Source organism: Lichenicola sp. GTC18331, from assembly GCF_055386855.1.
On sequence record NZ_AP045015.1, the window covers coordinates 3,160,017 to 3,185,665 of the forward strand.

The 25,649-nt window shown below is 67.7% G+C and carries 25 protein-coding genes; 13 read left to right on the forward strand and 12 right to left on the reverse strand.

What is annotated here, in order from left to right; translation table 11 throughout:
* Window positions 1-121: 121 nt before the first annotated feature.
* Both tldD and ACZ5BM_RS14490 read right to left on the reverse strand, forming a co-directional pair.
* Entirely contained in the window at window positions 122-1,561 is a 1,440-nt protein-coding gene (gene tldD, locus ACZ5BM_RS14485) for a metalloprotease PmbA/TldD family protein (RefSeq protein ID WP_498908818.1), read from the reverse strand.
* A complete protein-coding gene (locus ACZ5BM_RS14490; RefSeq protein WP_498908819.1) occupies window positions 1,558-2,685 on the reverse strand; it encodes a COX15/CtaA family protein in 1,128 nt (375 codons plus the stop codon). Before ACZ5BM_RS14490 ends, tldD begins: the two co-directional genes overlap by 4 nt.
* Window positions 2,686-2,831: 146 nt before the next feature.
* Between ACZ5BM_RS14490 and ACZ5BM_RS14495 the strand changes: the two genes are divergently transcribed.
* The 3 genes from ACZ5BM_RS14495 (at window position 2,832) to sthA (ending at window position 5,654) form a co-directional block, all read left to right on the forward strand.
* A complete protein-coding gene (locus ACZ5BM_RS14495; RefSeq protein ID WP_498908820.1) occupies window positions 2,832-3,524 on the forward strand; it encodes a TVP38/TMEM64 family protein in 693 nt (230 codons plus the stop codon).
* A gap of 52 nt (window positions 3,525-3,576) precedes the next feature.
* The gene (locus ACZ5BM_RS14500; RefSeq protein ID WP_498911656.1) at window positions 3,577-4,092 is read left to right on the forward strand and encodes a purine phosphoribosyltransferase family protein; all 516 of its coding nucleotides are present in this window, start codon (window positions 3,577-3,579) and stop codon (window positions 4,090-4,092) included.
* A 74-nt stretch (window positions 4,093-4,166) separates the two neighbouring features.
* A complete protein-coding gene (gene sthA / locus ACZ5BM_RS14505; protein WP_498908821.1) occupies window positions 4,167-5,654 on the forward strand; it encodes a Si-specific NAD(P)(+) transhydrogenase in 1,488 nt (495 codons plus the stop codon).
* A gap of 18 nt (window positions 5,655-5,672) precedes the next feature.
* Here the strand turns inward: sthA and accC are convergent, their stop codons facing one another.
* The 3 genes from accC to aroQ are packed head-to-tail and all read right to left on the reverse strand — an operon-like array spanning window position 5,673 to window position 7,962.
* On the reverse strand, window positions 5,673-7,022 hold the full coding sequence (accC, locus tag ACZ5BM_RS14510) for an acetyl-CoA carboxylase biotin carboxylase subunit (protein ID WP_498908822.1): 1,350 nt from the start codon (window positions 7,020-7,022) through the stop codon (window positions 5,673-5,675).
* A gap of 20 nt (window positions 7,023-7,042) precedes the next feature.
* The gene (gene accB, locus ACZ5BM_RS14515) at window positions 7,043-7,510 is read right to left on the reverse strand and encodes an acetyl-CoA carboxylase biotin carboxyl carrier protein (protein WP_498908823.1); all 468 of its coding nucleotides are present in this window, start codon (window positions 7,508-7,510) and stop codon (window positions 7,043-7,045) included.
* A complete protein-coding gene (gene aroQ, locus ACZ5BM_RS14520; RefSeq protein ID WP_498908824.1) occupies window positions 7,507-7,962 on the reverse strand; it encodes a type II 3-dehydroquinate dehydratase in 456 nt (151 codons plus the stop codon). The genes accB and aroQ overlap by 4 nt, the downstream gene beginning before the upstream one ends.
* A 344-nt stretch (window positions 7,963-8,306) precedes the next feature.
* Here aroQ and ACZ5BM_RS14525 point away from each other — a divergent pair, with 344 nt between their 5' ends.
* The gene (locus tag ACZ5BM_RS14525) at window positions 8,307-9,035 is read left to right on the forward strand and encodes a septal ring lytic transglycosylase RlpA family protein (RefSeq protein WP_498908825.1); all 729 of its coding nucleotides are present in this window, start codon (window positions 8,307-8,309) and stop codon (window positions 9,033-9,035) included.
* On the opposite strand, the gene ACZ5BM_RS14530 is transcribed toward ACZ5BM_RS14525, so the two are convergent.
* Window positions 8,986-10,017: a YihY/virulence factor BrkB family protein gene (locus ACZ5BM_RS14530; protein ID WP_498908826.1), complete on the reverse strand. Its 1,032-nt coding sequence runs from the start codon at window positions 10,015-10,017 to the stop codon at window positions 8,986-8,988. The genes ACZ5BM_RS14525 and ACZ5BM_RS14530 overlap by 50 nt on opposite strands.
* A gap of 353 nt (window positions 10,018-10,370) precedes the next feature.
* On the opposite strand from ACZ5BM_RS14530, the gene ACZ5BM_RS14535 reads away from it, so the two are divergent.
* The 5 genes from ACZ5BM_RS14535 (at window position 10,371) to ACZ5BM_RS14555 (ending at window position 15,764) form a co-directional block, all read left to right on the forward strand.
* Entirely contained in the window at window positions 10,371-11,513 is a 1,143-nt protein-coding gene (locus ACZ5BM_RS14535) for a type III PLP-dependent enzyme (RefSeq protein WP_498908827.1), read from the forward strand.
* A 109-nt stretch (window positions 11,514-11,622) separates the two neighbouring features.
* On the forward strand, window positions 11,623-11,991 hold the full coding sequence (locus ACZ5BM_RS14540) for a copper resistance CopC family protein (RefSeq protein WP_498908828.1): 369 nt from the start codon (window positions 11,623-11,625) through the stop codon (window positions 11,989-11,991).
* 20 nt (window positions 11,992-12,011) lie between these two features.
* Window positions 12,012-13,661, forward strand: coding sequence for a CopD family protein (locus tag ACZ5BM_RS14545; RefSeq protein WP_498908829.1), 1,650 nt, complete (start codon window positions 12,012-12,014; stop codon window positions 13,659-13,661).
* Window positions 13,662-13,754: 93 nt separating this feature from the next.
* Window positions 13,755-15,044, forward strand: a complete 1,290-nt coding sequence (locus ACZ5BM_RS14550) for a hemolysin family protein (RefSeq protein WP_498908830.1) — start codon at window positions 13,755-13,757, stop codon at window positions 15,042-15,044.
* Between the two features lie 78 nt (window positions 15,045-15,122).
* Window positions 15,123-15,764, forward strand: a complete 642-nt coding sequence (locus ACZ5BM_RS14555; protein ID WP_498908831.1) for a hypothetical protein — start codon at window positions 15,123-15,125, stop codon at window positions 15,762-15,764.
* 48 nt (window positions 15,765-15,812) lie between these two features.
* Here the strand turns inward: ACZ5BM_RS14555 and ACZ5BM_RS14560 are convergent, their stop codons facing one another.
* From ACZ5BM_RS14560 to ACZ5BM_RS14570, 3 genes are read right to left on the reverse strand one after another with little or no spacing between them, the layout of a single operon-like run.
* Complete coding sequence (locus ACZ5BM_RS14560; RefSeq protein ID WP_498908832.1) at window positions 15,813-16,085, reverse strand: hypothetical protein; 273 nt, start codon at window positions 16,083-16,085, stop codon at window positions 15,813-15,815.
* Window positions 16,086-16,104: 19 nt separating this feature from the next.
* Window positions 16,105-16,719, reverse strand: coding sequence for an FMN-dependent NADH-azoreductase (locus ACZ5BM_RS14565; RefSeq protein ID WP_498908833.1), 615 nt, complete (start codon window positions 16,717-16,719; stop codon window positions 16,105-16,107).
* Window positions 16,720-16,741: 22 nt separating this feature from the next.
* On the reverse strand, window positions 16,742-17,533 hold the full coding sequence (locus tag ACZ5BM_RS14570; protein ID WP_498908834.1) for a DODA-type extradiol aromatic ring-opening family dioxygenase: 792 nt from the start codon (window positions 17,531-17,533) through the stop codon (window positions 16,742-16,744).
* 75 nt (window positions 17,534-17,608) lie between these two features.
* Between ACZ5BM_RS14570 and ACZ5BM_RS14575 the strand changes: the two genes are divergently transcribed.
* Window positions 17,609-18,514 carry a LysR family transcriptional regulator gene (locus ACZ5BM_RS14575; protein WP_498908835.1) on the forward strand — a complete coding sequence of 302 codons (906 nt, stop codon included), beginning with the start codon at window positions 17,609-17,611 and terminating at the stop codon, window positions 18,512-18,514.
* A 140-nt stretch (window positions 18,515-18,654) separates the two neighbouring features.
* Here the strand turns inward: ACZ5BM_RS14575 and ACZ5BM_RS14580 are convergent, their stop codons facing one another.
* Window positions 18,655-20,640, reverse strand: coding sequence for a lytic transglycosylase domain-containing protein (locus ACZ5BM_RS14580; RefSeq protein ID WP_498908836.1), 1,986 nt, complete (start codon window positions 20,638-20,640; stop codon window positions 18,655-18,657).
* Window positions 20,641-20,750: 110 nt separating this feature from the next.
* Complete coding sequence (locus ACZ5BM_RS14585; RefSeq protein ID WP_498908837.1) at window positions 20,751-21,614, reverse strand: uracil-DNA glycosylase; 864 nt, start codon at window positions 21,612-21,614, stop codon at window positions 20,751-20,753.
* A gap of 80 nt (window positions 21,615-21,694) precedes the next feature.
* On the opposite strand from ACZ5BM_RS14585, the gene ACZ5BM_RS14590 reads away from it, so the two are divergent.
* The 3 genes from ACZ5BM_RS14590 to ACZ5BM_RS14600 are packed head-to-tail and all read left to right on the forward strand — an operon-like array spanning window position 21,695 to window position 24,804.
* Window positions 21,695-23,461, forward strand: coding sequence for a tetratricopeptide repeat protein (locus tag ACZ5BM_RS14590; RefSeq protein WP_498908838.1), 1,767 nt, complete (start codon window positions 21,695-21,697; stop codon window positions 23,459-23,461).
* On the forward strand, window positions 23,458-24,369 hold the full coding sequence (locus ACZ5BM_RS14595; RefSeq protein WP_498908840.1) for a 4-(cytidine 5'-diphospho)-2-C-methyl-D-erythritol kinase: 912 nt from the start codon (window positions 23,458-23,460) through the stop codon (window positions 24,367-24,369). The genes ACZ5BM_RS14590 and ACZ5BM_RS14595 overlap by 4 nt, the downstream gene beginning before the upstream one ends.
* Before the next feature lie 33 nt (window positions 24,370-24,402).
* Window positions 24,403-24,804 (forward strand): hypothetical protein, encoded by a 402-nt coding sequence (locus tag ACZ5BM_RS14600; protein ID WP_498908841.1) that lies wholly within the window; start codon window positions 24,403-24,405, stop codon window positions 24,802-24,804.
* A 140-nt stretch (window positions 24,805-24,944) separates the two neighbouring features.
* Here the strand turns inward: ACZ5BM_RS14600 and ACZ5BM_RS14605 are convergent, their stop codons facing one another.
* Entirely contained in the window at window positions 24,945-25,640 is a 696-nt protein-coding gene (locus ACZ5BM_RS14605; RefSeq protein WP_498908842.1) for a DJ-1/PfpI family protein, read from the reverse strand.
* Window positions 25,641-25,649 lie beyond the last annotated feature (9 nt).

Sequence of the window (25,649 nt, forward strand, 5' to 3'; positions counted from 1 at the left end):
ACGGCGAGCAGTCGGGCCGTTCTGTCGGCGCGCGCGGCGGTCGCGGCCCGGGCCGGGGCAAGGGTCGGGGCCCCTGTCGTCGCCTCGGTCTCGGCTTGGGGCGTGCCTGGTTCGGGGTCGTTCAGCGCCCGGTGCCCCCCACGGTCAGCCCGGTCATCTTCAGCGTCGGCTGGCCCACGCCCACGGGCACGCCCTGGCCGTTCTTGCCGCAGGTGCCGATGCCCGGATCGAGCGCCATGTCGTTGCCGATCATGCTCACCTTGGTCATCGCATCCGGACCGTTGCCGATCAGCGTGGCGCCGCGCACGGGCGCGGTGACGCGGCCGTCCTCGATCAGATAAGCCTCGGAGGCGGCGAACACGAACTTGCCCGAGGTGATGTCCACCGAGCCGCCGCCGAAATTCACCGCGTAGAGCCCCTTCTTCACCGAGCGGATCATCTCCTCCGGCGTATGCGGGCCGTTCAGCATCACCGTGTTGGTCATGCGCGGCATCGGCATATGGGCATAGGATTGCCGGCGTCCGTTGCCGGTCGGCGCCACGTTCATCAGGCGGGCGTTCATGCGGTCCTGGATGAACCCGGTCAGGATGCCGTCCTCGATCATCACCGTGCGGGAGGCGGGCGTGCCCTCGTCGTCCACGGTGAGCGAGCCGCGGCGGTCGGGCAGGGTGCCGTCATCCACCACCGTCACGCCCGGCGAGGCCACGCGCTGGCCGACCAGCCCGGCGAAGGCCGAGGTGCCCTTGCGGTTGAAGTCGCCTTCCAGCCCGTGCCCGACCGCCTCGTGCAGCAGGATGCCGGGCCAGCCATTGCCGAGCACGACCTCCATCTCGCCGGCCGGCGCCGGAACGCTGTCGAGATTGACCAGCGCCTGACGCAGCGCCTCGTCCACGGCGTGCTTCCAGGAGGTCTCGTTCAGCACGCGGGAGAATTCGAACCGGCCGCCGGTGCCGTAGGAGCCGCTTTCGCGTCTGCCGTCCTTCTCCACTACCACGGACACGTTCAGCCGCACCAGCGGCCGGATATCGGCCACACGGTCGCGATCGGCGCGCAGGATCTGCACCGCCTGCCATTCCGCGGCGAGCGAGGCCATCACCTGCACCACGCGTCCGTCGCGCGCCCGCGCATAGGCGTCGATCTCCGACAGCAGCGACGCACGCTGGGCGAACTCGGCCTCCCGCAGCGGATTGGCGTCGCCGTAGAGCCGCACATTGGTCGGGCGCGGCCGTTCGGCGGCGATCCCGCTGCGTCCGCGACGCACCTGTTCCACCGTCTCCGCCGCGCGCAGCAAAGCGTGTTCGCTGATCTCGTCGGAATGGGCGTAGCCGGCCTCGTCGCCCAGTACCGCGCGCAGGCCGAAACCCTGGGTGGTGTCGAACGAGGCCGAGCGGATCACGCCTTCTTCCAGCGAGATGAACTCGCTTTCGCGATATTCCAGGAACAGCTCGCCATCGTCCGTGCCCTGGAGGGCGCGGTCGAGGATGCGTTCCGCGCCGGCACGGTCCAGCGCCGCGTCGGGCCGGCCGAAGAACAGGTCGTCGGTGGTGGCGAGCGCGCTCATGCGTTTCCGATCGGCAAGGGTTGGCTGGCGACACCGCGCAGGCGGTGCAGCACGAACAAGGTCACGCCCAGAAGAACGGCGGCGAAGGTCTGGTGAATGGTGCCGGCCCAGACCGGCACCACCAGCAGAAGCGTGGTCACGCCCAGGCAATATTGAATCAGCACCGCCCAGCCCAGCAGCACCAGGGCGGCATGCGCCGGCTGCGGCAGACGGGCGCGCAAGCCCAGCAGCAGCGTCGCGCCGACCGACAGCGCGGTCAGCGTCGCCAGCAGGCGATGATCGAACTGCACGGCGGCGATGGTCTGGAACCAGTTGCGCCAGAACGGCTGCAACGCGTCGTAGCCCTGCGGCACCAGATGCCCGTCCATCAACGGGAAGGTGTTGAACGAGAACCCGGCATGGGTGCCGGCGGTGAAGCCGCCCGCCATCACGGTGATCGCGAGCACGCAGGCGGTCCAGATCGCCACGCGGCGTGTCCACACCGCGTCCCGGGCCGGTCGGATCGCGATCGGTGCCGGCCAGCGAATGGAAAACGCGGTCCACAGGATCAGCGCATAGAGCGCGAAGGCGAAGCACAGATGCAGCACCAGTTTGGACGGCGCCACCGCGACGCTGTCCGGATCGAAACCGGACTTCACCATAAACCAGCCGATCGCGCCCTGGAGCCCGCCCAGCACGAAGAACAGCAGCAGGCGCGCGATCATCGCCGGCCTGAGCGCGCCGGTGACCGCGAAGAACACCAGCGGCACCATCAGCACCAGGCTCATCAGCCGGCCCCAGAACCGGTGGATCCATTCCAACCAGAAGATGTGCTGGAAGCCGGACAGGCCGAACCCTTCATGCTCCAGGCGGTATTGCGGGATCTGCTGATAGAGCGCGAACAGATGCTCCCATTCGGCATGGCTTAGCGGCGGTATCACGCCCGAGAGCGGTGCCCATTCCATGATCGACAGGCCGGACCCGGTCAAACGGGTGGCGCCTCCCAGGGCGATCATGCCCAGCAGCATCCCGCAGAGCACGAACAGCCAGACGGAGACACGCTTGCGGTCGCGTTCGGCACGCAGGGGGTCTGCTGCGCGCGGCAGCCGGCGCGTGACGGAGGAGAAAGCGGCTTCGGACGGCATCCTCTTTGATTAGGGTCGGCACCCGTTTCCCCGCAAGGGAGTGTCGCCCCCGAACAGCCATGCGGTTCCGCAGCACACGCCCTTGTGCCCCGGAGGGCCGGGATGCTACCGGCCCGGCCATGCTCCCCGGTTCGACCGATCCCGCCATGTCGCCGCCGGTCGTGCCGGGATTCGACTGGCGCAAGCTCCTGAAGCCCCTCTGGCTGCTGCTCGGCCTGCTGGCGATCGGTTTCGCCCTGCATCGTCTGCATGGTGCGCAGGCCGGGCTGCTGCCGGCGGTCTCCGCGCTGCAGGCCGGTCTGCACGGCCGGGCCCTGTTTCTCCTGATCGGCACCGCGATCTGCGCCGTGGGCCTGCCGCGCCAGACCGTGTGCTTCGCCGGCGGCATCGCCTACGGTGTCGGCGAGGGGGTGGGGCTCTCGCTTCTGGCGACGCTGGCCGGCGCCACCATCGGTTTTCTCTGGGCCCGTCTCGCCGGCCGCGACTGGGCCAGACATCGTTTGTCGCGCAATGCCGGCGGATGGCTCGCCCGGCTCGACCGGCAGATCCATGCCCAGCCCTTCGTCACCGTCCTGTGCATCCGTTTGCTGCCGGTCGGCAGCGCCTTGATGCTCAATCTGGCGGCGGGCGTGCTGGGCCTGCGCCCGGCGCCGTTCCTGCTCGCGACCCTGGTCGGCAGCCTGCCGCAGACGCTGATCTTCGTGCTGCTCGGCAGCGGCACCCGCATCGGCCACGGCACCCAGATCGCGCTGGCGATCGGACTGTTCGTCCTCTCCTCTTGTCTCGGTCTCGTTCTCCTGAAGCGCTCCTCGCTTGCCGCAGCGCAGCGAAGCGCGTAGAGCGCGGTTTCACGCCAGCAGAAGGGCCTCGCGCGCCATGGATTCCACCAGGATGGACCTGAAGCAGCACATCCGCGGCATTCCGGATTTTCCGAAGCCGGGCATCCTGTTCTACGACATCTCCACGCTGCTGCGGAACGCGGATGCGTGGCAGGTGGCAATGGGCCGTCTCGCCCACGCCGTCGCCCCGGCCCAGCCGCATCTGCTGGCCGGCGTGGAATCGCGCGGCTTCCTGCTCGCCGCCCCGCTCGCCAGCAAGCTCGGCTGCGGCTTCATCATGCTGCGCAAGCCCGGCAAGCTGCCCGGCAAGACCGTGTCGCTCGAATACGATCTGGAATACGGCACCGACAGCCTGCACATCCAGGAAGACGCGGTGAAGCCCGGCCAGCGCGTGGTGGTGGTGGACGATCTGCTCGCCACCGGCGGTACGCTGGCGGCGGCGATCTCGCTGCTGCGCAAGGTCGGCGCCGACGTCACCATGGCGGCGGTGATCATCGAGATTCTGGCCCTCGGCGGCCGCGAGCGCCTCGGCGTTCCGTCCACGGCCCTGGTCACTTACGAATCGTGAACCATTTGCGTCCATGATGGTCCCCTGCCTGTCGGGAGGAGGACCGTCCACTCCACGCTGAGAAGGAAACGGCGATGCTGCGCGAATACGATCTGATCGTGATCGGGAGCGGCCCGTCCGGTCGTCGCGCCGCCGTTCAGGCGGCCAAGCTCGGCAAGAACGTGCTGGTGGTGGAAAAGCAGCCGCGCCTGGGCGGGGTCTCGGTACATACCGGCACCATCCCGTCCAAGACTCTGCGCGAAACCGTGCTGAACCTCACCGGCTGGCGCGAGCGCGGCTTCTATGGTCTCGCCTATCGCGTGAAGCAGGATATCGAGGCCGGCGATCTCACCGCCCGTCTCACCAAGACCCTCGATCACGAGGTCGAGGGCCTCAAGCACCAGTTCATGCGCAACCGCGTGCAGATGATGCAGGGCGAGGCCCGCTTCGTCGATCAGCACGTTCTGGAAGTCACCGAGGATAGCGGGGACATCCACCAGGTGCGCGGCAGCCGCATCGTGATCGCCGTCGGCACCCGCCCGCATCGCCCGGACAACGTGCCGTTCAACGGCGTGACGGTGGTGGACAGCGACGGCATGACCCGTCTCGGCCGTCTGCCGAACAGCCTCGCCGTGATCGGCGCGGGGGTGATCGGCGTCGAATACGCCACCATCTTCTCCGCCCTGGACGTGCGGGTCACCCTGATCGAGCCGCGCGACACCTTTCTCGACTTCGTCGACCGCGAGCTGATGAGCGAGTTCGTCTACCAACTCCGCGATCGCGGCGTGTCGTTCCGTCTCGGCGACAAGGTGCAGAGCATCGACATGGAAGTCGGTCAGCCGGTGGTGATGCTGGAAGGCGGCCGTCGGGTCCGCGCCGAGATGGTGCTCTATACCGCCGGCCGCGTCGGCGCGACGGACACGCTCGATCTGGAGCATTGCGGCCTGCAGGCCGACAAGCGCGGTCGCCTGACCGTGAACCCGGACACGTTCCAGACCGACGTGCCGCACATCTACGCTACCGGCGACGTGATCGGCTTTCCCAGCCTGGCCTCCACTGCGCTGGAGCAGGGCCGCATCGCCGCCTGCCATGCCTTCGGACAGGCCCTGCCGCCGGCGCCGAAATTCTTCCCCTACGGCATCTACTCGGTGCCGGAGATCTCCACCGTCGGCATGAGCGAGGAGGAGGTCCGCGCCCGCAAGATCCCCTACGAGTGCGGCGTGGCGCGGTTCAGCGAAACCTCGCGCGGCCACATCATGGGGTTGCAGGGCGGTCTTCTGAAGATGATCGTCTCGCTCAAGAACCGGAAGCTGCTCGGCGTGCATATCGTCGGCGAAGGCGCCACCGAACTGGTCCATATCGGACAGGCGGTGCTCAATCTCGGCGGCACGCTGGACTACTTCCTCGAGAACACCTTCAACTACCCGACGCTCGCCGAGGCGTACAAGGTCGCGGCGCTGGACGCCTGGAACCGGATGACCCCGCGCAAGGGTGAGGATCGGGAGGAAGCGTCGATCGAGAACGAGTCCGGCCCGGAAGATACCGGTGCGGACACGCAGATGGGGGCGGAAGCGGCGGACTGAGCGCCCGCCGCCCCGTTCTCAGCCCTTGTTGTGGGCGGCGACGAACTTTTCCAGCCAATGGATGGTGTAGTCGCCCGACCGGAAGCCGGGATCGGCCAGAATACGCTGGTGCAGCGGGATCACCGTCTTGATCCCGGTCACCACGAATTCGTCCAGCGCCCGCTGCATGCGGCTGATCGCCTCGAGGCGGGTCGGCGCATGCACGATCAGCTTCGCCACCATGCTGTCGTAGTACGGCGGCACGGTGTAGCCGGCATAGAGCGCGCTATCGATGCGCACGCCCAGACCGCCCGGCGCGTGGAACATCGACACCTTGCCGGGGGTCGGCATGAAAGTGTCCGGATCCTCGGCGTTGATGCGGCATTCGATGGCGTGGCCCTCGAAGCGGATATCGTTCTGGGTGTAGCCGAGCTTCTCGCCCGCCGCGATCCGGATCTGCTCGCGTACCAGATCGACGTTGCACACCATCTCCGTCACCGGATGCTCCACCTGAAGGCGGGTGTTCATCTCGATGAAGCAGAACTGGCCGTCCTGATACAGGAACTCCAGCGTGCCGGCGTTGCGGTAGCCGAGCTTCTTCAGCGCAGCCGTCGCGGTCTCGCCGATCGCGTTGCGGGCTTCCGGCGTCAGCGCCGGCGAACCGGCTTCCTCCAGCAGCTTCTGGTGGCGGCGCTGCAGGGAGCAGTCGCGCTCGCCGAAATGCACCACCTCGCCATGGGTGTCGGCCAGGATCTGCAGTTCGATATGGCGCGGCTTGTCGAGATATTTCTCGAGATAGACCTCGTCGTTGCCGAACGCGGCCTTGGCCTCGGTGCGGGCGACGCGCCACGCTTCCTCGATCTCGCTCTCGGTCTGCGCCACCTTCATGCCGCGTCCGCCGCCGCCGGCCGCCGCCTTGATCAGCACCGGGTAGCCGACCTCGGCCGCCACCTTGCGGGCGCTTTCCAGGTCCGGCAGGGCGCCGTCCGAGCCGGGCACCAGCGGCACGCCCAGGCGACGCATGGCGTCCTTGGCGGTGATCTTGTCGCCCATCATGCGGATATGGTCGGCGGTCGGGCCGATGAAGACGAGACCATGCGCCTCCACCGCCTCGGCGAAGCCGGCATTCTCCGACAGGAAGCCGTAGCCCGGATGGATCGCGTCGGCGCCGCACAGATGTGCTGCGGTCAGGATCGCCGGGATGTTGAGGTAGCTGTCGCGCGAGGCCGGCGGCCCGATGCAGACGCTCTCGTCGGCGAGGCGCACATGCATAGCCTCGGCATCGGCGGTGGAATGCACCGCCACCGTGCGGATGCCGAGCTCGCGGCAGGCGCGCAGCACGCGCAGGGCGATTTCGCCTCGATTGGCGATCAGGATCTTCTGGAACATCGACGAGGGACCTTATTCCATCACTCGATGATGGCCAGCGCTTCGCCGAACTCGACCGGCGAACCGGATTCGACCAGCAGCCGGGTGAGGGTGCCGGCGCGGGGCGCCTTGATCTGGTTGAAGGTCTTCATCGCCTCGATGAGCAGCAGGGTCTGGCCGGCCGTGACCGTGCTGCCTTCCGCCACATAGGGCGCGGCGCCGGGTTCGGGCGACAGATAGACCACGCCGACCATCGGGCTGGTGACGGCGCCAGGATGCTTGGAGAAATCGGCCGAATGGGCCGGTTCGGCGGCATGCGCGACAGGGGCGGCAGCCGGCGCGGCGGCGATTGCCGGCGGCGGTGCATAGGCCTGCACGGCCGGCGCCGGGGCGCGCACCACGCGGATGCGGCTGTCTTTCTCCGAAACCTCGATCTCCGTCAGGCCGGTTTCGGTCAGGATCTCGGCCAGGGCACGGATCGCGTCGGCGTCCATCGGCAGGCGGGTCATCGTTCGTCCTCGTCCATGATGATGTCGGCCAGCGCGGTCAGACCGAGTGCGTAGCCGCGCACGCCAAGCCCGCAGATCACGCCCACGGCAGCATGGCTGACATAGGAATGCCGTCGGAATTCTTCGCGGCGGTGAATGTTGGAGATATGCACCTCCACCACGGGCAGGGCCACGGCGGAAAGCGCGTCCATCAGAGCGATGGAGGTGTGGGAATAGCCGCCCGGATTGATCAGGATACCGCGGGCGCGGCCGCGGCATTCCTGCACCCAGGAGATCAGCTCGCCTTCGCCGTTGGTCTGGCGGAAGTCGATCGCGACGTCGAGTCGCTCCGCCGCCTGGGCGCAGACCTGTTCCACGTCGTCCAGCGTCGCCCGTCCATAGATGGCGGGTTCGCGCAAACCGAGCATGTTGAGGTTGGGGCCGTTCAGAACGGCGATCAAAGGCGGGCTCATTCTGTTCCGGGCCCTAGCATGTCGCCATCCAGCCTCCAAGTGCGAGCCCGTCGGGCGGCCCCGCAGGGTGCTCGCAGGACCGTCTGTGCGCCGCACAATAATACTCGGTATAGCGGGTCAATAACGTGAGTCCGCGGGGCGTCGAGCGCACCACAAACGGTGCGGTGCAACAATGCGATGCAAAGGTTCCGTAAAGTCCTCACATTCTTTTCGGATGCGGCTTAGCATTCTGTTAACCGCGATGCCGATAGAAAGGGCTTGATCTTCAGGACGTGATCGTCCTCTACTAAGCGTGAACAGGACAGGATGGAACGGGCGTGCAAGTGACGAGACGGCTACAGAGGATGAAGGGGACCACCACCCGCTTCACCATCGCGTTTGCCGTTCCTGCCTTTGCAGCGTTCGCGTTCGGCGTGCCGGCTTTTGCCGCCACGGCCCCGGCTTCCACCACTCCCGCCACGGTGCCCGCCGTTCATGCCACCGCCTGGGCCGCTTCGGTCCGCGAGCATCTCGGTCTTGGCGACAGCCGCCCCGCCGACCCGGTTTCCGATACCGGCGCCCAGGTCGCGCCGCATGGCGTGACCGCCTGGACCCGTTCGGTGGAAGCCCATCTCGCCAGCCGCGCCCATCGCGTCGCCCAGGCCGGCCGCGCCGCGCTCGCCTGGTCCGAAAGCGGCATGGCCTCCTGGTATGGCGGGCGTCATGCAGGCCGTCGCACCGCCAACGGCGACACCTTCAACCCGATGCAGCTCACCTGCGCGCATCCGACCCTGCCGCTCGGCACCAAGGTGCTGGTGACTTCCGAGACCACCGGACGTTCGGTCGTGGTGACGGTGAACGATCGCGGCCCGTATGGCGGCCGCATCGTCGATCTGTCCCGTGCAGCCGCCGCCCGAATCGGCATGCTGGGCGCCGGCACCGACAACGTGACGCTTCAGCCGGCCTCGGCGGAGGCGGTGGAAGTGGCCCAGGCCGAGGATTCGGATACCAGCGATCAGGCGATCGCGGCGGCGAACGAAGGCGTCACTCCGTCGCCACATGGTCGGCGACATACGCGCCACGGCGCCCGATAGGACGCGGCGTCCCGGCGGTGCTGTCGATCGCCGTCTGCTTCTCCAGCTCCGCGTTCAGTTCCGCACCCAGCAGAACCACGTAGGCCGTCACGAAGAACCACATCATGATGCCGACCACGGCGCCGAGCGGCCCGTAGGTCGCGTCATAGCTGGCGACGTGCCCGACATAGAATGAGAATCCGGCCGAGGCCGCGATCCACAGCACCGTGGCGACCAGGGAGCCCGGTGTGATCCAGTGCCAGTTGGCGGTGCGACGCGACGGCCCGATCCGGTAGAGCAGCGAAAACGAGATCCCCACGAACAGCAGCATCATGATCGGCGCACCGATCTTGAGGACGAGCTGCGTGCCGGCCTCGATCACGTGGCTGCCGAAATGGCGCGGAATGAAATCCAGCACCAGGGGCAGGGCCACCAGCAGCGCCACGGTCAGCGCGGCGCCCAGGATCGCCCCCAGAGTCATGCTCAGCGCCGTCGCCTGGAAGCGCAGGAAGGACCGCGTCTCGTTCTCCTCATAAGCGATGTTCAGCGCCGTGATCATGGATTTGGTGCCGGCCGAGGACGACCACAGCGTCACCAGCGTGCCGATAATCAGGCTGATGGTCAGCGTGCCGCCGGGCTTGGAGACCAGCGTGTGCACGCGATCGGAGATCAGCTGGAAGGCCGGGCGCGGCAGCAGGTCGCGCAACACGCGGAGCTGCGGCTCCACCGTCGCCGGATCGAACACGAGTCCGTAGATCGACACCAACGTGCTGATGGCCGGAAACAAGGCCAGCGTGGCGTAGAAGGCGCAGCCCGCCGCCGCGAGGCCGATCCGGTCGGAGATCATCGCCGAGAAGGTGCGGACCAGAACCTGCTTCCAGCCGGCCCAGGGAATCTGCACCGGAATCCGTGCCTGGCGGCCAAGCGCCACTGCCTCGGCTCCATGCAGTTCCGGCAGCGGAGTCGCCGTGTCGCGATCGGGGACGAGGTCGGTTTGATCCATGAATCGGTCTCGTCAGTTTCGGGATCGGATGGAAGCAGAACGCTCCTGCCCATCGTTTGTTCGCCTGCCCCAACGGGTGTTCGCACCCCCTGCGCCGGCATGGAAGAATTTTAAGCGCCGAGGGTCCGATTTGCTGTTGCATCCGGGGAGGGTTGGCCGCATATGCACGCCCCACGCAGCAACGCACGTGCCACTGGCCCTCCGAGGTTACGCAACGACGTCAAGCGTTCTGGCAATCGGGCGATCTCGTTTTTCGAAGCGAGGAACCCAGTCTTGGTCGCTGGTCCGTTAGACCGTTTCGCAACTCGTCCCCTGGCGAATCCCAGAGGGACCTGGAAGAGGATTTGGGTGCGATGACCCCGAAAATCGCTTCGTTTCTGGCCGAGCAGGCTCCCGCGACGCCGTGCCTGGTGGTCGACGTCGATCAGGTCGAGCTTCGCTACTGCGAACTCGAGGCCGCTCTTCCTTTATCTCGTATTTACTATGCGGTGAAGGCCAATCCGGCAACCCCCATCCTGCAGCGTCTGGTGGCGCTCGGCTCCTGCTTCGATGCGGCGAGCTGGGAAGAGATCACCATGTGCCTCGATGCGGGCGCGGACCCGTCGGCGATCTCGTTCGGCAACACCATCAAGAAGGTGTCGTCGATCCGCAGCGCCTTCGCCGCCGGCGTGACCATGTTCGCGTTCGATTCCGACGAGGAGCTCGACAAGCTGGCGCAGCATGCGCCGGGCGCGCGCGTCTACTGCCGTCTGCTGGTCGAGAACCAGGGCGCCGAATGGCCGCTGTCGCGCAAGTTCGGCACCTCGGTCGAGCACGCCCATGCGCTGATGCTGCGCGCCAAGGAGCTGGGCCTCGATCCGTACGGCCTTTCGTTCCATGTCGGCTCGCAGCAGACCGATACCGGCGCCTACGAGGCGGCGATCGGCCGCGCGGCGATGCTGTTCACCGACCTTCAGGCGGCCGGGCTCGACATCCGCATGGTCAATCTGGGCGGCGGCTTCCCGACCCGCTATCGCGAGGACGTGCCGACCATCGACCGCTTCGCCGATGCGATCGGCCGCGCCATGACCCGCCATTTCGGCAACGCGATCCCGGAGATGATCGTCGAGCCGGGCCGCTTCATCGTCGGCGATGCCGGCGTGGTGAGCGCGGAAGTGGTGCTGGTCAGCCGTCGCGGCCTGCCGAACGGCGCGCAGGACAGCAAGCGCTGGGTGTATCTGGACGTGGGTCGCTTCGGCGGTCTCGCCGAGACCGAGGGCGAGTCGATCAAGTACCAGATCCGCACTCCGCATGACGGTTCCGCCACCGGCCCGGTGGCCCTCGCCGGCCCGACCTGCGACGGCGCGGACATCCTGTACGAGCGCGCGGATTACCGCCTGCCGCTGGAGCTGGCCTGCGGCGAGCGCGTGGAGCTGCTCTCCACCGGCGCCTATGTATCGACCTACTGCTCGACCCGCTTCAACGGGTTCGCGCCGATCCACGAGCACTACATCTGATCTGCCGGTCGCCGGCGGGGCCTACGGGTTCCGCCGGCGACCAAAGCCGGCCATTCCGTGCCGGCCTGATTTGGACTAGGGGAACCCTTCCATTGTGGGGGTTCTCGACATGTCCAACGGCTCCATCCGCCGTTTTTCCGCTCTCCTCGCCGGTGCGGCGCTGCTGGCGCCGCTGCCGGCCCTCGCGCATGCGATCCTGACCGGCTCGACCCCGGCCCCGGGCGGCACGATGAAGCCCGGCCATCAGACGCTCGATTTCCAGTACAACAGCAAGATCGACCACAAGCGCTCGCGTCTCACCCTGACGGGTCCGGACGGCAAGCCGGTGGTGCTCAAGATCGCCCCCGGCAGCGCAAGCAACGCGCTGGATGCCGAGGCCGATCTGGTGCCGGGCGCCTACACGATGCGCTGGCAGGCTCTGGCGCTCGATGGCCACATCACCCGCGGCGACGTGCCGTTCACCGTCTCCGCCCCCTGATCCGTTAGGTCGCTCAGCCCGTGTCCCTTCTCGTTGATCTGTTCGGTTATCTCAGCATCGTCCTGCACGGGCTGACCATCGTCGCCCAGTCCATGGCGCTGGGCGGCGTGCTGTTTCTGGTGCTGCTGGCGCGGCCGTTCGCGCCGGAGCTGGCAGGCGGTGCCATCATCGTCCGCCGCATCCGCCGTCTCACCTTCTGGAGCGCCGTGGCCATGGCCGTGGTGGAGGCGGTGGGCAACGGGCTGCAGGTCGCGGTGCTGATGTCCACCGTGGACCTGTCGTTCCTCGACGTGATGCAGGCGAACTTCGCCGTGGCTGCCCTGGTGAAGATCGCCTGCGCGGTCGCCATCGCGCTGGCGACGATGTGGGACGGGATACGGGTGCCGGGCGCGGCGCTGCTGGCGCTGGTGGCGATCGAACTCGCCGCCGCCACCTCCACCACCCATGCGGCGGCGCGACTCGAGAGCTCGGTGCTGCTGCTGGTGGTGGAATGGCTGCACCAGCTCGGCGCGGCGATCTGGATCGGCGGCATCCCGTCCTTCCTGCTCGCCCTGGACCAGATCAAGGACGGCGCCGGCTGGCGTCGGGTCGGCGCGCGCTTCTCGCGCATGTCGATGGCCGGCGTCGCCTGCATCCTGCTATCCGGCATCACCATGTTCATCGTCTATATCGGCTCGCTGCCTGCGTTCTACGGCACGGCCTATGGCGTGATGGTCGGCGCCAAGATCGCCTTGTTCATCGGTCTGCTGGCCCTGGGTCTGGGCAATTTCCTGGTGACCGAGCGTCTGCGCCGCGACCCGACCGCCTCGGTGGTGCGGATGAAGCGCTTCGCCGAGGTCGAGATCGGGCTCGGCTTCTCCATCTTCTTCGCCGCCGCCTCGCTCACCTCGGTGCCGCCTGCGGTGGATCTGACCCAGGACCGCGTGACGTGGCACGAGATCGTCGAGCGCAACGCCCCGGCGTGGCCGCGCCTGCGCTCGCCGGATCACGACGAGCTGGCGATCCCGGCGCTCCAGGCGAAGATCGACGCCGAGGCGGCCCAGGAGCATCACGCGGCATCGCCCGCCTTCGTGCCCGGCGACGGCACCCTGCCGCCGCGCAACGCCGACGACATCGCCTGGTCGGAATACAACCACCACTGGGCCGGACTGTTCGTGATCGCCATCGGCATCCTGGTGATGCTGGCGCATGCGGGCGTCAGGCCGGCGAGGCACTGGCCGCTGGTGTTCCTGGCGCTGGCCTTGTTCCTGCTGCTGCGCTCGGACCCCGAGGTCTGGCCGCTCGGGCAGGAGGATTTCATGGCCGCCTTCCGCGACGTGGAGGTGGTGCAGCATCGCATCTTCGTGGTGCTGATCCTGGTGTTCGCGGCGTTCGAATGGTCCGTGCAGACCGGGCGGCTGCGGTCGCAGCGTGCGGCCCTGGTGTTTCCCCTGATGGTGGCGTTCGGTGGCGCGCTGCTGCTGACCCATTCGCACCAGATCGCCAACGTGAAGGATGCCGAGTTGATCGAGCTGACCCATACGCCTCTGGCGATCGCAGGCATCGCGGCGGGGTGGGGGCGCTGGCTGGAGCTGCGTCTGCCGGGCCGGGGCGGGCGAATCGCCGGCTGGATCTGGCCGGTCTGCTTCGTGATGGTGGGGGTGATCCTGCTTTGGTATCGCGAGGCCTGAGCGATTAAATGACATCGTGAAATTTAATCGGGGGGCTTCGCGGCCCCCCCGAACGATTTCGCGGCCGGCCCCCCGATGCGGTAGGATCGCGGAATGATTCTCTCCGTGGTCGTGATCCTCCTTCTGGTGGCGCTGAACGGTGTGTTCGCCATGGGCGAGCTTGCGCTGATTTCCGCGCGCAGGGCCCGTCTGGCCGTGCTGGTGCGCCGGGGCATGCCGGGCGCCGAACGGGCACGCGCGCTGTCGGAAGACCCGCAGAGCTTCCTGCCCACGGTTCAGGTCGGCATCACCCTCGTCAGCATCCTGGAAGGCACGTTCGGCGGCGACAGCATCGCCGCGCGCCTGGAGCCGCGTCTGGCCAAAATCCACGCGCTGGCGTCGTTCGCGCACGAGCTTTCCCTGGTGCTGTGCGTGCTGGTGATCACCGCGCTGATGCTGGTTCTGGGCGAGCTGGTGCCGAAGCAGTTGGCGCTGCGCCATCCCGAGACCATCGCGGCGCGGCTGTCCCTGCCGCTGCTGATCCTGTCGCGCGTGGCAAGTCCGGCGGTTCTGGCGCTGGGCTGGTCGTCCTCCCTGGTGCTGCGACTGATCGGCGTCACCAAGATGGCCAAGCAGCAGGTGACGGAAGAGGAGCTGAAGGCGCTGATCGCCGAGGGCGCCCAGGCGGGCGTTCTGGAGATCGAGGAGCGCAACATGATCGAGCGCCTGCTGCGTCTGGCCGACCGGCCGGTGCGGGCGATCATGACGCCGCGCAACGAGGTGTTCTGGATCGATCGGAGCGCCGACCCGGAAACGCTGCGCGCGATGCTGAAGGGCTCGCAGCACAGCCGTCTGCTGGTGTGCGACGGCGGCATCGACGATCCGGTCGGTCTGATCCGGGCGACCGACGTTCTGGACCGGATGCTGGATGGCGGCCTGCCGACCGTGGCGGAGGTGATGCTGCCGCCGGTCGTGGTGCCGGATACGATCAGCGTCTACGACGTGCTGGAGCAGTTGCGGACGCATCCTCTGGGGATGGTGCTGGTTCTGGACGAGTACGGCTCGTTCGAGGGCGTGGCGACCTCGGCCGACGTGTTCGAGGCGATCGTCGGCGAGCAGCAGGAGCCGGGGCACGGGCCGCAGAGCCATGCCGCGACCGATGCCGTCCTGGTTCTGGACGGCGCTTCGCCCGCGGACGAGATCAAGGACCGGCTCGGCCTGGAGGAGCTTCCCGCGGAGGGTTCGTATCACACGCTGGGCGGTCTGGTTCTGGCGCTGCTCAAACGCGTGCCGGCGGTGGACGACAAGATCGTGTTCCAGGGCTGGCTGTTCGAGGTTCTGGAGATGGACGGGCGTCGCGTGGCGAAGGTGCGGGCGAGCCGGCAGGCGCTGGCGGAGAACTAGGACTTTTTTCCACCTAGAATGGCGGGTTGTTTATAAATCAGTATGGACTGAATTATCTAACAATAAGAAAGTTCTCACATGGAGAAATGGGATTTTTGGGATTGGCTGGCTTATCTTCCAATTCTAGTTGTTGCGCTTGTTCTGGCAGCAGAAGGTGCTGCGGGACTGGCGCCGGCATTGGAAGCGCGGAGGCCAAAATTCTCAAAAGGATCATTCTGGAAACTCTACCCCTTACTTATGTTGGGCGTCAGTGCATGTGTATTTCTTTACAAATGCAGTGTCGATGAAGATATTTTGAACCAACACGTAATATTGCAGTGGGGAGGTTCCGGAATGGAGTATGCTGTTAATGACGGCAAGGGATTACGATTAGAGGGGCCAAATTCGAGTATAATGGTGGTAGACTCTAATAAAATATACAGAAGGTATAGTAAAGGCATGTATATTATTGGAGTATGTTTTCATCATGACAAATCGGGGGATGTTCTAGATAGTCCGCAGATATCAAAAAGTAGCCCGTATGACATAGTTAGGGAGAATGTTACCATAAAAATACCATGGAATGAACTATTTATGAATCAAGTTCTATCTGGAGAAGTTGGTACAAATTATAGAGTCTTGGTTGTTCCTAATGACGTCAAGGAAGATCAGTTCTCAACATTAAGAGAGGCGTTTTCTCTAGGTGCACTTGATGTTGGTCATGTTGGTGGACCTCCATAAGAACGGGCGAATCAGAGCTGGTAAGAATGAGCGTCATTACCGTCGAACTTATCTGATCCCGGCTTCAACGGAGAGAGTGAGACAGTTGCTTGCGGCGATGACGGAGGGCGAGGGCAAGTGCATGCGCGTCGCGTAGCGCCACGGACAAGCGAGGCTGCGATGCACGTGGTCGGGTGTTTCGCCGAGTTTGAGGCTTTCCATGTAGAGGAGCGGGTCGCGCTTGGGGTTTCCGTCGCCGGCCCAGCGCGGAACGGCGTCGGGGCCGGCGTCGGTCAGGGCGCTCGTCAGCGTACGGTCGCCGCCAGGTATGCGTCCGGTCACGGGGCGTGTGTCGACCGTCTCATGCCGCCTGGGCCGCGATCTCGCGCTCGAACCGGTCGAGGAAGGCGTCACGATCGATCTCCCCCATGTCGACCGCCTTGGCGTTGCCGGCTGCGACGAAGGTCACGTCGGTGATGCCGATGACCTCAAGGAGCAGCCGCAAGTATTGGGTGGCGATGTCACGGTCGCGTATGGGCGAACCCTCGGTGTAGACGCCGCCGGAGGCGATCAGGACGGTCGCTTTCTTGCCGTGGACGAGGCCCTTTCCGTCGAAGCCGAGCGTCAGCCCCTTGCGCACGATGCCGTCGATCCACGCCTTGAGGGCGGCCGGCACGTTGTAGTTGTACACCGGGGTCGCGATGACCAGATGGTCGCAGTCCAGCAGTTCCGCGACGAGTTCGTCGGAGAGTGCCAGCTCCGCTTTCGTGGTCGCGGAGTGCCGGTCGGGCGGGGTGAAGTAGGCTTCGAGCCAGGCCGCATCGATGAAGCGCAGATCGGTTTCCGCCAGGTCGCGATCGATGACGGTGCCGCCGGGATGGTTCGATCGCCAATGTTCGGCGAAGCGCCGGGTCAGCCCGCGCGAGATGCTTTTGTCGCCGCGCGGGCTGGTTTCGACGACGAGAAGCTTGGTCATGTGAGTCTCTCCGTTGAGCGATCTAGCCGAAGCGGAAGCCGGAGATCGGTTTGCCGAGGGCATGGCCGTGGAAGTCGACGCGGCCGGGCTCGCCCGAGGCGGCGCCTGCCGCGACCATCAGCGGCAGAAGGTGATCTTCGTGCGGCTGCGCGCCGCGTGCGCCGGGGGCTCGCTCCCAGTCGATCAGCGCCGCGTCCCGGACAGGGGCGTCGATCATTGTGTCCCGCAGCCAGGCGTCGAAAGCTTCCCCCTGGGTGTCGACCCCACGGCTGCCGAAGAAGCCGCGCATGTTGTGGTAGCTCTGCCCGCTGCCCAGGATCAGCACGCCCTCGTTCCGCAGCGGTTTGAGCGCCCGTCCGATCGCGAGATGCGCCGCAGGGTCCAGTCCACCCCGGAGCGACAACTGCACCACCGGCAGGTCGGCGAGGGGCAGCATGACCTTGAGCGGCACGAACACCCCGTGGTCCCATCCACGCAAGCCGTCGGTGCGATTCTCGATCCCTGCTGTCGACAGGAGTTTGCCGACCCGTGCCGCCAGCCCGGGTGCGCCGGGCGCCGGAAAGGTCAGGCGATAGGTATGGTCCGGGAAGCCTGCATAATCGTAGACGAGCGCGGGATGCGGGTTGGTGTTGACGGTGGGAACATCCTCTTCCCAGTGACCCGATGCGATCAGGATCGCACGCGGCCGCTCCCGGAGCGCGGCCATGAAGCCGGAGAGATAGGTCTCCAGCGCGCGCCACGCATCGCGCATCGGGCCCGGGTCGAGGAAGAAGCATGGTCCGCCGCCATGATTGATGAAGAAGGTCGGTTGCATGCCGACACTATCGCAATCTCGATCATGCTACGGAAGCGATGAAGTTGTGATGATCTTTATCGGCAAAGGTGATGGATGATCGGAAGGCTGACCCTCGACCAGCTGCGCGTTCTCGTCGCGATCGCCGAGTCCGGGAGTTTCTCCGCCGCGGCGCGCCGGCTCGGTCGCGCGCAATCGGCCATCAGCCAGACGGTGGCGACGCTGGAGGATGTGCAAGGCGTCACCTTGTTCGATCGTTCCGGCTTCCGGCCTGCGCCGACGGAGATCGGGCGGGTGCTGGTGGGCGAGGCGCGCGCCGTGCTGTCGCGCGCGGCGCAGTTCGAGACTGTGGCGGCCGGGATGCGCGCGGGCATCGAGCCCGAGCTTGCGGTGGCGATCGATCCCCTGGTGCCGAGCGCCCCCTTCATCGACAGCCTCCATGCGCTGAGCGGCGCCTTTCCGTCTCTTCCGGTCAGCTTCTCGACCGAAGGTCTGGGGGGTGCCGAACGGCGCTTGCGGCGGGGGGATGCGGCGCTTGCGCTGTGCATCCTGTTGCCGATCGTCCCGGCGGATATCGCGGCACTGCCGCTGCGCGGCATCGAACTGGTGCCGGTGGTATCGCCGTCGCACCCGCTTGCCCGTCTCGGGCGGCCCGCGCTGCATGCCGATCTCGACGCGCACGTCCAGCTCGTCCTTTCCGATCCCGCAGCGCCGGATGGACCGGATTACGGCATCTTGGGGACGCGGACATGGCGCTTCGTCGATCTTGGCCGCCGGCTCGATTTCCTTCTGGCTGGGCTTGGCTGGTGCCGGATGCCCGACGGCCTGATCGCGCCGCATCTGGCGGATGGACGGCTCGTCCCCTTGGCGATCGCCGACGATCCCATCCGAGCCGCGGGGCCGTTGACGATCCATGCCGCGCACATGCGCGATCGCGCCCTGGGGCGGGCCGGACGTTGGTTGCTGGACGATCTGGCGATGCGCTTCGGCCAGAACGCCTGATCCGGCCCGCACGGATCAACCTGCATGCGTCGTTACGATGCCGGTCGCATCACGCCTGATGTCGGTGTTGTCGGCATCGCCGCATCACGGACGGGGCGGAAACGAACACGATCCCCGTCAGGGGAGTCTCGGTCGGCTTTTCAATGCACCGAGGCGCGTCGGATGGTGGTTTCGGCGGAGAAGCTGGGCCAGTTGCCGTTGGCGATGGCGGTGAGGGAGGGCGAGGGCAGGTGCATGCGCGCCGCGTAGATCCATAGATAGGCGAGGCTGCGATGCACGTAGTCGCGCGTTTCGCCGAGCCTGAGGCTTTCCATGTAGAGGAGCGGGTCGCGCTCGGAGTCTCCGTCGCCGTCCCAGCGGAGCACGGCGTTGGGGCCGGCATTGTAGGAGGCGAGCAGGCGGATCAGGTCGTCATGCACGCCGGATGCGTGGGCGAGATAGGACAGGTAGCGCTGTCCGAGTTCGAGGTTGAGGCCGGCATCGTGCAGAGCGCTGCTGTCGCCCGCGAAGCGTGACGGGTTGCCGGACACGAAGCCCGCGGTTTGCGGCATGAGCTGCATCAGTCCGGAGGCGCCTGCGCCGGATGTGGCGTGGGGATCGAAATTCGATTCGATACGGGCCAGAGCGTAGACCAGGGCCGGGTTCACGGTGAAGCCGTGGCGCGGGGACAGGGTCGGCATCGGGAAGCGGGCCTGATCGCGCAGATGGCCGTCGCGTGCCTGCAGGATGGCGGCGAGCTGGGCGGACAGCGCGGTCATGTGGGCTGCGTCGGCGACGAGCTGGATCGAGCGGCCCATGGCGATATCGCCCTGCACGCCGGGCCAGAGGCGCCGCAGCGTGGCTTCCGCACGGGCATTCTCGCCGATCTGGAGCAGGGCGAAGACGCGGCGTCCGGCCGGTGTCGCGGCGACCGCGTCGATGTCGATTTCGGTCAGGACCGGCGTGCCGGGCTGCGTCGGGGCTGCGTCGGGTGTGCCCGGGAAGAAGGCGACCGGAAGGTGGTTTGGATTATGCGGCAGGGCGGACCATGCGGCGTCGGAGGCGGTCTGGTCGTCCGGGGCGTCGTCGTTCAGCGTGCCCGTGTCGCGGCCCAGCAGATGCGCGGCGATGAGGCCGTAGAAGGTGCGCGGTGCGGCGGCCGCGCGTTGCAGCCAGGGGCGATAGGCGCGCGTGTCGCCCATGCGCCGATGGGCGCGCGCGGCCCAGAAGGCGGCGCCTGCGCGCAATCCGGGTGCGGCCAGCGTGGCGCGGGACGCGGCTTCGAACAGGGGGGCTGCCTGTTCCGGATGGCCGCGACGCCAGGCTGCGAGGCCTGCGACGAATCCCGCCTGTCCGATGCGTCGGCCGGATTGTTCGAAGGCGGTGCGCCCGACCTCGAGTGCCTGGACGTCGTTGCCGTCCGTGAACAGGCGGAGCGCGATCTCGGCGCGAAGCTGCGCGGCGTAGAGCGGGTCGATATGCGGGGTTCTGGCGACCAGGGCCAGGGCGCTGTCCGCCCCCTTGGAGCCGTTCTCCAGCCTCGCCTGCACCGTGCGATCGAGCAGGGGATTGCGATGGAGGGCGGAGGCGACCGGGTCCATCTCGTCCGGCACCGGGGCCGTGGGCGATTCCGTGTCCAGCGTCGCCGGGGAGGGTGGTGTGCCGAGACGCGTGCCGTGCGGGCTGGTGCTGGCGAGCAGTTTGTAGATCGCCGGGGCGTCGGGCAGGTCGGAGAAGGTGCGGAGCCAGGCCGCGAGCCGGTCCGGCGGGGTCTGCGCGCCGGGGGCGAGATAGCGTTCGGCGAGGATGTCGCCCAGCAGGGAGAAGTCCTGGAGCTGAGTGATCTCGTGATCGGCCTCGGCGATGTTGCCGGCGCGCTGCAGGGCGAAGATGCGGCGCAGGCGTGCCGCGTCGGCGGCGTCGAGCGGGTGGGGCAGGGCGATGACCGTGTCGGTACCGCCGGCGGGATGCGGCAGGCGTACGGAGGCCATCGCCACCTCCTCGGGAGGGGTCGGATGGGCGTTGCCGGTTCTCGGCTGCGGCCTCGGTTCGGCGTGTGCGCTGCCCGCCAGGAGTGCGGCGCCGGCCAGAAAGGCCTTTGCCACCAGGGGAGCCAGGGGCGAGCCCCGTCGAAGAAACCCGGTCATGACGTGTGGCCCCTACCCCCGTCCGGAGGGTTCACACAAGCGTCACTTCGGGGTGTCTGGTCTGCGGCGCCATTCGATTGGCCAAAAACAACGCGTTGTGGCGCTTTGCGTCACGCATCCGTGATGGCGGGAGAAGCGTCCAGCGTATCGAGGGTGCGGCGGAGGCGGATCAGATCGGCCCATGCGTCGCGTCTGGCCGGGAGATGGCTCAGCAGATAGCTGGGGTGACGCATGGCGAGCGCCTTCGTTCCGTCCGGCAGGCCGTCGACGACGGGGGTTCGCCAGCCGGCGCGGATGGTGCTGCCGGCCACGCTGCGGGCCGGGCGGCTGCCCATGCACAGGATGACCGACGGACGGGCCAGCACGAGGGCGCGCTCGAGAAAGGGCTGGCAGGTGGCCAGCTCGATCGGGGTCGGCTGTTTGCCGCCGGGTGGGCGCCAGGGGATCAGCGGCAGCAGCAGGCATTGCGTCCGCGACAGGCGGATGCTGCCGAGCATGCGGTCGAGCAGATCGCCCGCGCGTCCCGCAAAGGGGTGACCCGCGCGGTCCTCGTCCTCGTCCGGGACTTCTCCGACGATGACGATGCCCGTGCCGGGATCGCCCGCGGGCAGCACGGAATGGGTGGCGGTGTCGCGCAGGCTGCACCCGGCGAAGCCGAGAATGGCGGCGCGGAGCGCGTCGAGATCGGAAGCGCCGCGTGCGGCGTCGTGGGCTTCGGCAGCGGGGCCGCGTGCGGACGGTGCGGCCTGTGTGGTGCGGGGCGTCCAGGTCGCGGCGGGGGAAAGGGGCGATGCGGGCGCCGTGGCGTGTGCGGGAGGGGTGGGCGCGATGGAGGCATGCGCGTCGGGCTGTGGCGCGAACGCGCGCGGGGGCGGTTCGGCGGGGCGGGCATGGAGGCGGGACAGCGGTTCGGGCAGCAGCGCCTCGTCCGCACCCCATTCCATCTGGAGGGAGAGCAGAAACATCGCGTTCATTCGTCCCCTCCCTTCGCGTTGCCGTGCTCGTTCCGGCGCCCGATGGCGCGTGCAGGCCGGGCGCGCTAGCCTGCGTCATTATGCACCGCTCGCTCGTAACGTGCACCGCCCTGGCCGCGGTGTTATCCTGTGCCGCGCCGCTTGCGGCCCGATGCGCTCCCGCCGCTCCGTCTTCCGCTCCTGCGGCCGCCGCCCCTGGCGCCGGCATCGCGGCCGGCGACTATCTGGCCGGCATCGTCGCCGGGCATGAGGGCGATTCGGGCCAGGCGGCGGACTTCATGTTCAGGGCGCTGTCGCACGATCCGGACAACATGGCGCTGCGTGCGCCGGCCTTCCTGTTCGCGGCGATGGCGGGCGATCCGCGTGCCGCGAAGCTGGCGTCCCTGCCCGGCACGGGGCTGATCGGCACGCTGGTGACGGCGAACCAGGCGGCCTCGGCCGGGAACTGGCGCGCGGCGGCGGATGCCTATGCCAGTTTGAACGGTTCGCCCCTGGCCAACGTGTTGCGGCCTCTGCTGCTCGCCTGGGCGTTGCAGGGCGAAGGGCGCACGGACGAGGCACTGCAGCTGTTGGCGCAGGTGCCGGGCAGCAACCCGCTTTCCGGCGCGGCCGCGCTGGAAGCCGGGTCGATCGCCGATTATGCCGGACGCGTGGCGGCCGCGGCGTCGTTGTATCGCGTGATGCAGGGCGTGTTTCCGGCGTCCGGTCTGGGTTCGGTGCAGTTGATCGGCAGCTATCTGGCGCGCAACGGCCATTCGGACGAGGCCGCCGCGCTGGTGAACGGGCTGGCGCTGCGCATTCCGGCGATCGGGATGATCGCGCCGGGCTTGATCCGGTCGCTGGACCGGCCTGTGATCGCGAGCCCGTCGCAGGGGCTGGCGCGGGCCTATCTGGCGACCGCACTGGCGATGCTGGACAGCGAGAACGCGTCCGGCGCCGAGCCGCAGCGCAACGGGCGCGGCGCAGGGGAGGGCCACGAGGTGGTGCGCTTCATGCTGCGCTTCGCTCTGGTGCTGGACCCGCGTTTGACCGCGGCGCGTTTGAGCCTCGCGGACATCATCGCGCCGGAGCATCCGCATGCGGCCCTGGATCTGCTGGGCGCGGTGGGGCAAGGCGATCCGTTGTCGCCTCTGGTGTCGCTGCGGATCGCGACGCTTCTGGCCGCGACCGGCGACACGGCGGCGAGCGTCGACCGGTTGCGGGCGCTGACCGTGGCGCTGCCGGATCGTCCCGAGCCGTGGCAGACCCTGGGCGACGTTCTGTCGGACGCGAAGCGGTACGGGGAGGCGATTCCGGCCTACGACAAGGCGATGGCGGCGCGTCGCAAGCTGAACAACGGTCATTTGTCCGGCGATGACTGGCAGATCCTGTTCGCGCGCGCGGTGGCGTTCGACCGGCAGAACCAGTGGGACAAGGCCCAGGCCGATCTGAACCGGGCCCTGGCCCTGGCGCCGACCGAGCCGATCCTGTTGAACTATCTGGGCTACAGCCTGGTGGAGCGGAACGAGGATCTGCCGCAGGCGCGGACGCTGATCCGCCGTGCGCTGGTGGCGAAGCCGGATGACGGTGCGATCCGCGACAGTCTCGGCTGGGTGATGCTGCGCGAGGGCGATGTTCCGGGGGCGGTGACGACTCTGGAGCGTGCCGCCGAGCAGACGCCGGAAGACCCGACGGTGAATTTCCATCTGGGTGCGGCCTATTGGGCTGCGGGGCGGCATACGGAGGCGGAGGACCAATGGCGCTGGGCGCTGGTTCTGGGGCCGGAGCCGGCGGATGCGGAAAAGATCCGCGATGCGTTGCGGAAGGCGGGGGAGGCGTCGGCGCGCCCTGTGGAGGCGTCGCCGTGAGTCCGCGCGCGGAGAAGGCGCACGCCAAGATCAACCTGTATCTGCACGTGGTTGGCAAGAGAGCCGATGGCTACCACCTGCTGGACAGCCTGGCCGTGTTCGCCGGGGCGCATGACCGGCTGGCGCTGGCGGAACGGGGGGCGCCGTTCTCCTTGTCGTTGGAGGGACGGTTCGGTGCGGCGCTGAGCGGCGAGGACCCGTCCGGCAATCTCGTGATCCGGGCGGCGCGGGCGCTTCTGGGCGACGAGGACGGGCCGGCTCTGCGTCTGGACAAGGCGCTGCCGGTGGCGTCGGGGATCGGCGGGGGGTCGGCGGATGCGGCGGCGGCGCTGCGTCTGGTTCTGGCCTCGAGGCCCGATCGCGACCCGGGGCAAGACGGGCTGCATGCGATCGCGACCGCGCTCGGGGCGGATGTGCCGGTATGCCTGGCCCAGAAGCCGGCGCGGATGCGGGGCGTGGGGGAGATTCTCGATCCCGCGCCGGTCCTGCCGCCGGTGTTCATGGTGCTGGTGAATTGCGGGCAGGCGGTGTCCACGCCCGCCGTGTTCAGGGCGCGCGCGCCGGGCTTCACGCCCGAGGCGGTGCTGCCGGACGCGTGGCCGGACGCGCGGGCGATGGCGGCCGATCTGGCGTTGCTGCGCAACGACCTGGAGGATGCGGCGATCGCGCTGTGCCCGGAGATCAGGGTGGTGCTGGACGCGATCGCGGCCGAGCCGGGCTGTCTGCTGGCGCGGATGAGCGGATCGGGTGCGACCTGTTTCGGCTTGTTCGCGGCGCGGGCGGAGGCGGAGCGTGCCGTCGCCGCGCTGGAGCGTCCGGGCTGGTGGGTCTGGGGCGGACCGCTTGCGCCGGCCGCGGCGGACCCCCAAATCCCTGTTGCCGCGACGGGACGGAACGCCGTTTCATAGGGTGGGAGCCCGTTGCGGGCCAAGGAGCACAAAATGAGCGCACAGGCAGCCCGGATGCGGGTCAACATTGCCGATGACCGGTCGCACGCGACGCTGGAGATGTTGCCGGCCAGCGGCATGACCGGGGCGCTGCCGCTGACGCTCGACCAGATCACCCAGCTGATCACCAGCCTGGGTCAGGCGCGTGCGGCGATGCTGGATGCGAAGCCCGTGCCGGCGATGGAGACGGCGACGTTCTCGCCCGTGTTCAACACGCGCTGGATGGTGCAGCCGGAGGCGCTGACCGAGGGGTCGGTGATCGCGTTCCAGCATCCGGCCTACGGGGCGGTGGGGTTCGTTCTGCCGCCGGCGGAAACGGAGAAGGTGGTGCGGGCGCTGACCGTGCATATGGGCATGGTGCATTCCAGCGAGCGGCCGATCGGCAAGCCGAGCTGATCAAAGAGACAGGATTGTTCTTTCTTGAAAGAAAGAACCAAAGAACTTTTGTTTGTTTGGTCATGAGCTAGCCGGATACTCAGTACCTAAACGGACAGAAGTCTTTTTGCTTCTTTTTCTTCAGAAAAAGAAGACCCTTTTCACTTCTTCTTTTGCGCCAAACGCAGAGCCGTCGCCCGGCGTGTTTCGGTGATGGCGGCAGCGCTGGCGCGCGCGGCCCGCAGGACATCCGGCGGGGCGCGGTCCGGCGTGCCGCAATCGAAAGGCGGTTCGGGCGCGTATTGCATGTAGAGCTGGATGGTCTGGGCGACCGCCTCGCCGCACAGGGCGGCGGCGAGATGCAGTGCGCCGTCGATGCCGGAGGTGACGCCCGCGGCGAACAGGAAGGGACCGTCGCGGACCACGCGTTCGTCGACCGGGATGGCGCCGAACAGGGGCAGCAGCTCGAACGCGGTCCAGTGGGTGGTGGCGCGCCGGCCTCGGAGCAGCCCGGCCGCGCCGCAGATCAGTGCGCCGGTGCAGACGGAGAAGATTTGGAGCGCGCCGGATGCCTGCCGGCGGACCCAGTCGAGCACCGGTTCGTCCTCCATCAGCGCCTCCTGGCCGTAGCCGCCGGGGATGTGCAGCACGTCCAGCGGGGGCGCGTCGGACAGGGTCGCGTCGGGCAGGATGCGCAGGCCGCGATGGTCGCGGACCGGGTCTGTGGTCTTGCCGTAGAGCCGGTAGGTGGCGTTCGGGATACGGGACAGCACCTCGAACGGGCCGGTGAGGTCGATCTGGTCCAGCCCTTCGAAGATCAGCGAGCCGATCTGGAGCGGACGGTCGGGCGGCAGCATGGCGCGTGC

Excerpts from the sequence above, each read along its gene's own strand:
- tldD (WP_498908818.1), bottom strand. The coding sequence starts at position 1,561 with ATGAGCGCGCTCGCCACCACCGACGACCTGTTCTTCGGCCGGCCCGAC.
- ACZ5BM_RS14490 (WP_498908819.1), bottom strand. The coding sequence starts at position 2,685 with ATGCCGTCCGAAGCCGCTTTCTCCTCCGTCACGCGCCGGCTGCCGCGC.
- ACZ5BM_RS14495 (WP_498908820.1), top strand. The coding sequence starts at position 2,832 with ATGTCGCCGCCGGTCGTGCCGGGATTCGACTGGCGCAAGCTCCTGAAG.
- ACZ5BM_RS14500 (WP_498911656.1), top strand. The coding sequence starts at position 3,577 with ATGGACCTGAAGCAGCACATCCGCGGCATTCCGGATTTTCCGAAGCCG.
- sthA (WP_498908821.1), top strand. The coding sequence starts at position 4,167 with ATGCTGCGCGAATACGATCTGATCGTGATCGGGAGCGGCCCGTCCGGT.
- accC (WP_498908822.1), bottom strand. The coding sequence starts at position 7,022 with ATGTTCCAGAAGATCCTGATCGCCAATCGAGGCGAAATCGCCCTGCGC.
- accB (WP_498908823.1), bottom strand. The coding sequence starts at position 7,510 with ATGACCCGCCTGCCGATGGACGCCGACGCGATCCGTGCCCTGGCCGAG.
- aroQ (WP_498908824.1), bottom strand. The coding sequence starts at position 7,962 with ATGAGCCCGCCTTTGATCGCCGTTCTGAACGGCCCCAACCTCAACATG.
- ACZ5BM_RS14525 (WP_498908825.1), top strand. The coding sequence starts at position 8,307 with ATGAAGGGGACCACCACCCGCTTCACCATCGCGTTTGCCGTTCCTGCC.
- ACZ5BM_RS14530 (WP_498908826.1), bottom strand. The coding sequence starts at position 10,017 with ATGGATCAAACCGACCTCGTCCCCGATCGCGACACGGCGACTCCGCTG.
- ACZ5BM_RS14535 (WP_498908827.1), top strand. The coding sequence starts at position 10,371 with ATGACCCCGAAAATCGCTTCGTTTCTGGCCGAGCAGGCTCCCGCGACG.
- ACZ5BM_RS14540 (WP_498908828.1), top strand. The coding sequence starts at position 11,623 with ATGTCCAACGGCTCCATCCGCCGTTTTTCCGCTCTCCTCGCCGGTGCG.
- ACZ5BM_RS14550 (WP_498908830.1), top strand. The coding sequence starts at position 13,755 with ATGATTCTCTCCGTGGTCGTGATCCTCCTTCTGGTGGCGCTGAACGGT.
- ACZ5BM_RS14555 (WP_498908831.1), top strand. The coding sequence starts at position 15,123 with ATGGAGAAATGGGATTTTTGGGATTGGCTGGCTTATCTTCCAATTCTA.
- ACZ5BM_RS14565 (WP_498908833.1), bottom strand. The coding sequence starts at position 16,719 with ATGACCAAGCTTCTCGTCGTCGAAACCAGCCCGCGCGGCGACAAAAGC.
- ACZ5BM_RS14570 (WP_498908834.1), bottom strand. The coding sequence starts at position 17,533 with ATGCAACCGACCTTCTTCATCAATCATGGCGGCGGACCATGCTTCTTC.
- ACZ5BM_RS14575 (WP_498908835.1), top strand. The coding sequence starts at position 17,609 with ATGATCGGAAGGCTGACCCTCGACCAGCTGCGCGTTCTCGTCGCGATC.
- ACZ5BM_RS14580 (WP_498908836.1), bottom strand. The coding sequence starts at position 20,640 with ATGACCGGGTTTCTTCGACGGGGCTCGCCCCTGGCTCCCCTGGTGGCA.
- ACZ5BM_RS14585 (WP_498908837.1), bottom strand. The coding sequence starts at position 21,614 with ATGAACGCGATGTTTCTGCTCTCCCTCCAGATGGAATGGGGTGCGGAC.
- ACZ5BM_RS14590 (WP_498908838.1), top strand. The coding sequence starts at position 21,695 with ATGCACCGCTCGCTCGTAACGTGCACCGCCCTGGCCGCGGTGTTATCC.
- ACZ5BM_RS14600 (WP_498908841.1), top strand. The coding sequence starts at position 24,403 with ATGAGCGCACAGGCAGCCCGGATGCGGGTCAACATTGCCGATGACCGG.
- ACZ5BM_RS14605 (WP_498908842.1), bottom strand. The coding sequence starts at position 25,640 with ATGCTGCCGCCCGACCGTCCGCTCCAGATCGGCTCGCTGATCTTCGAA.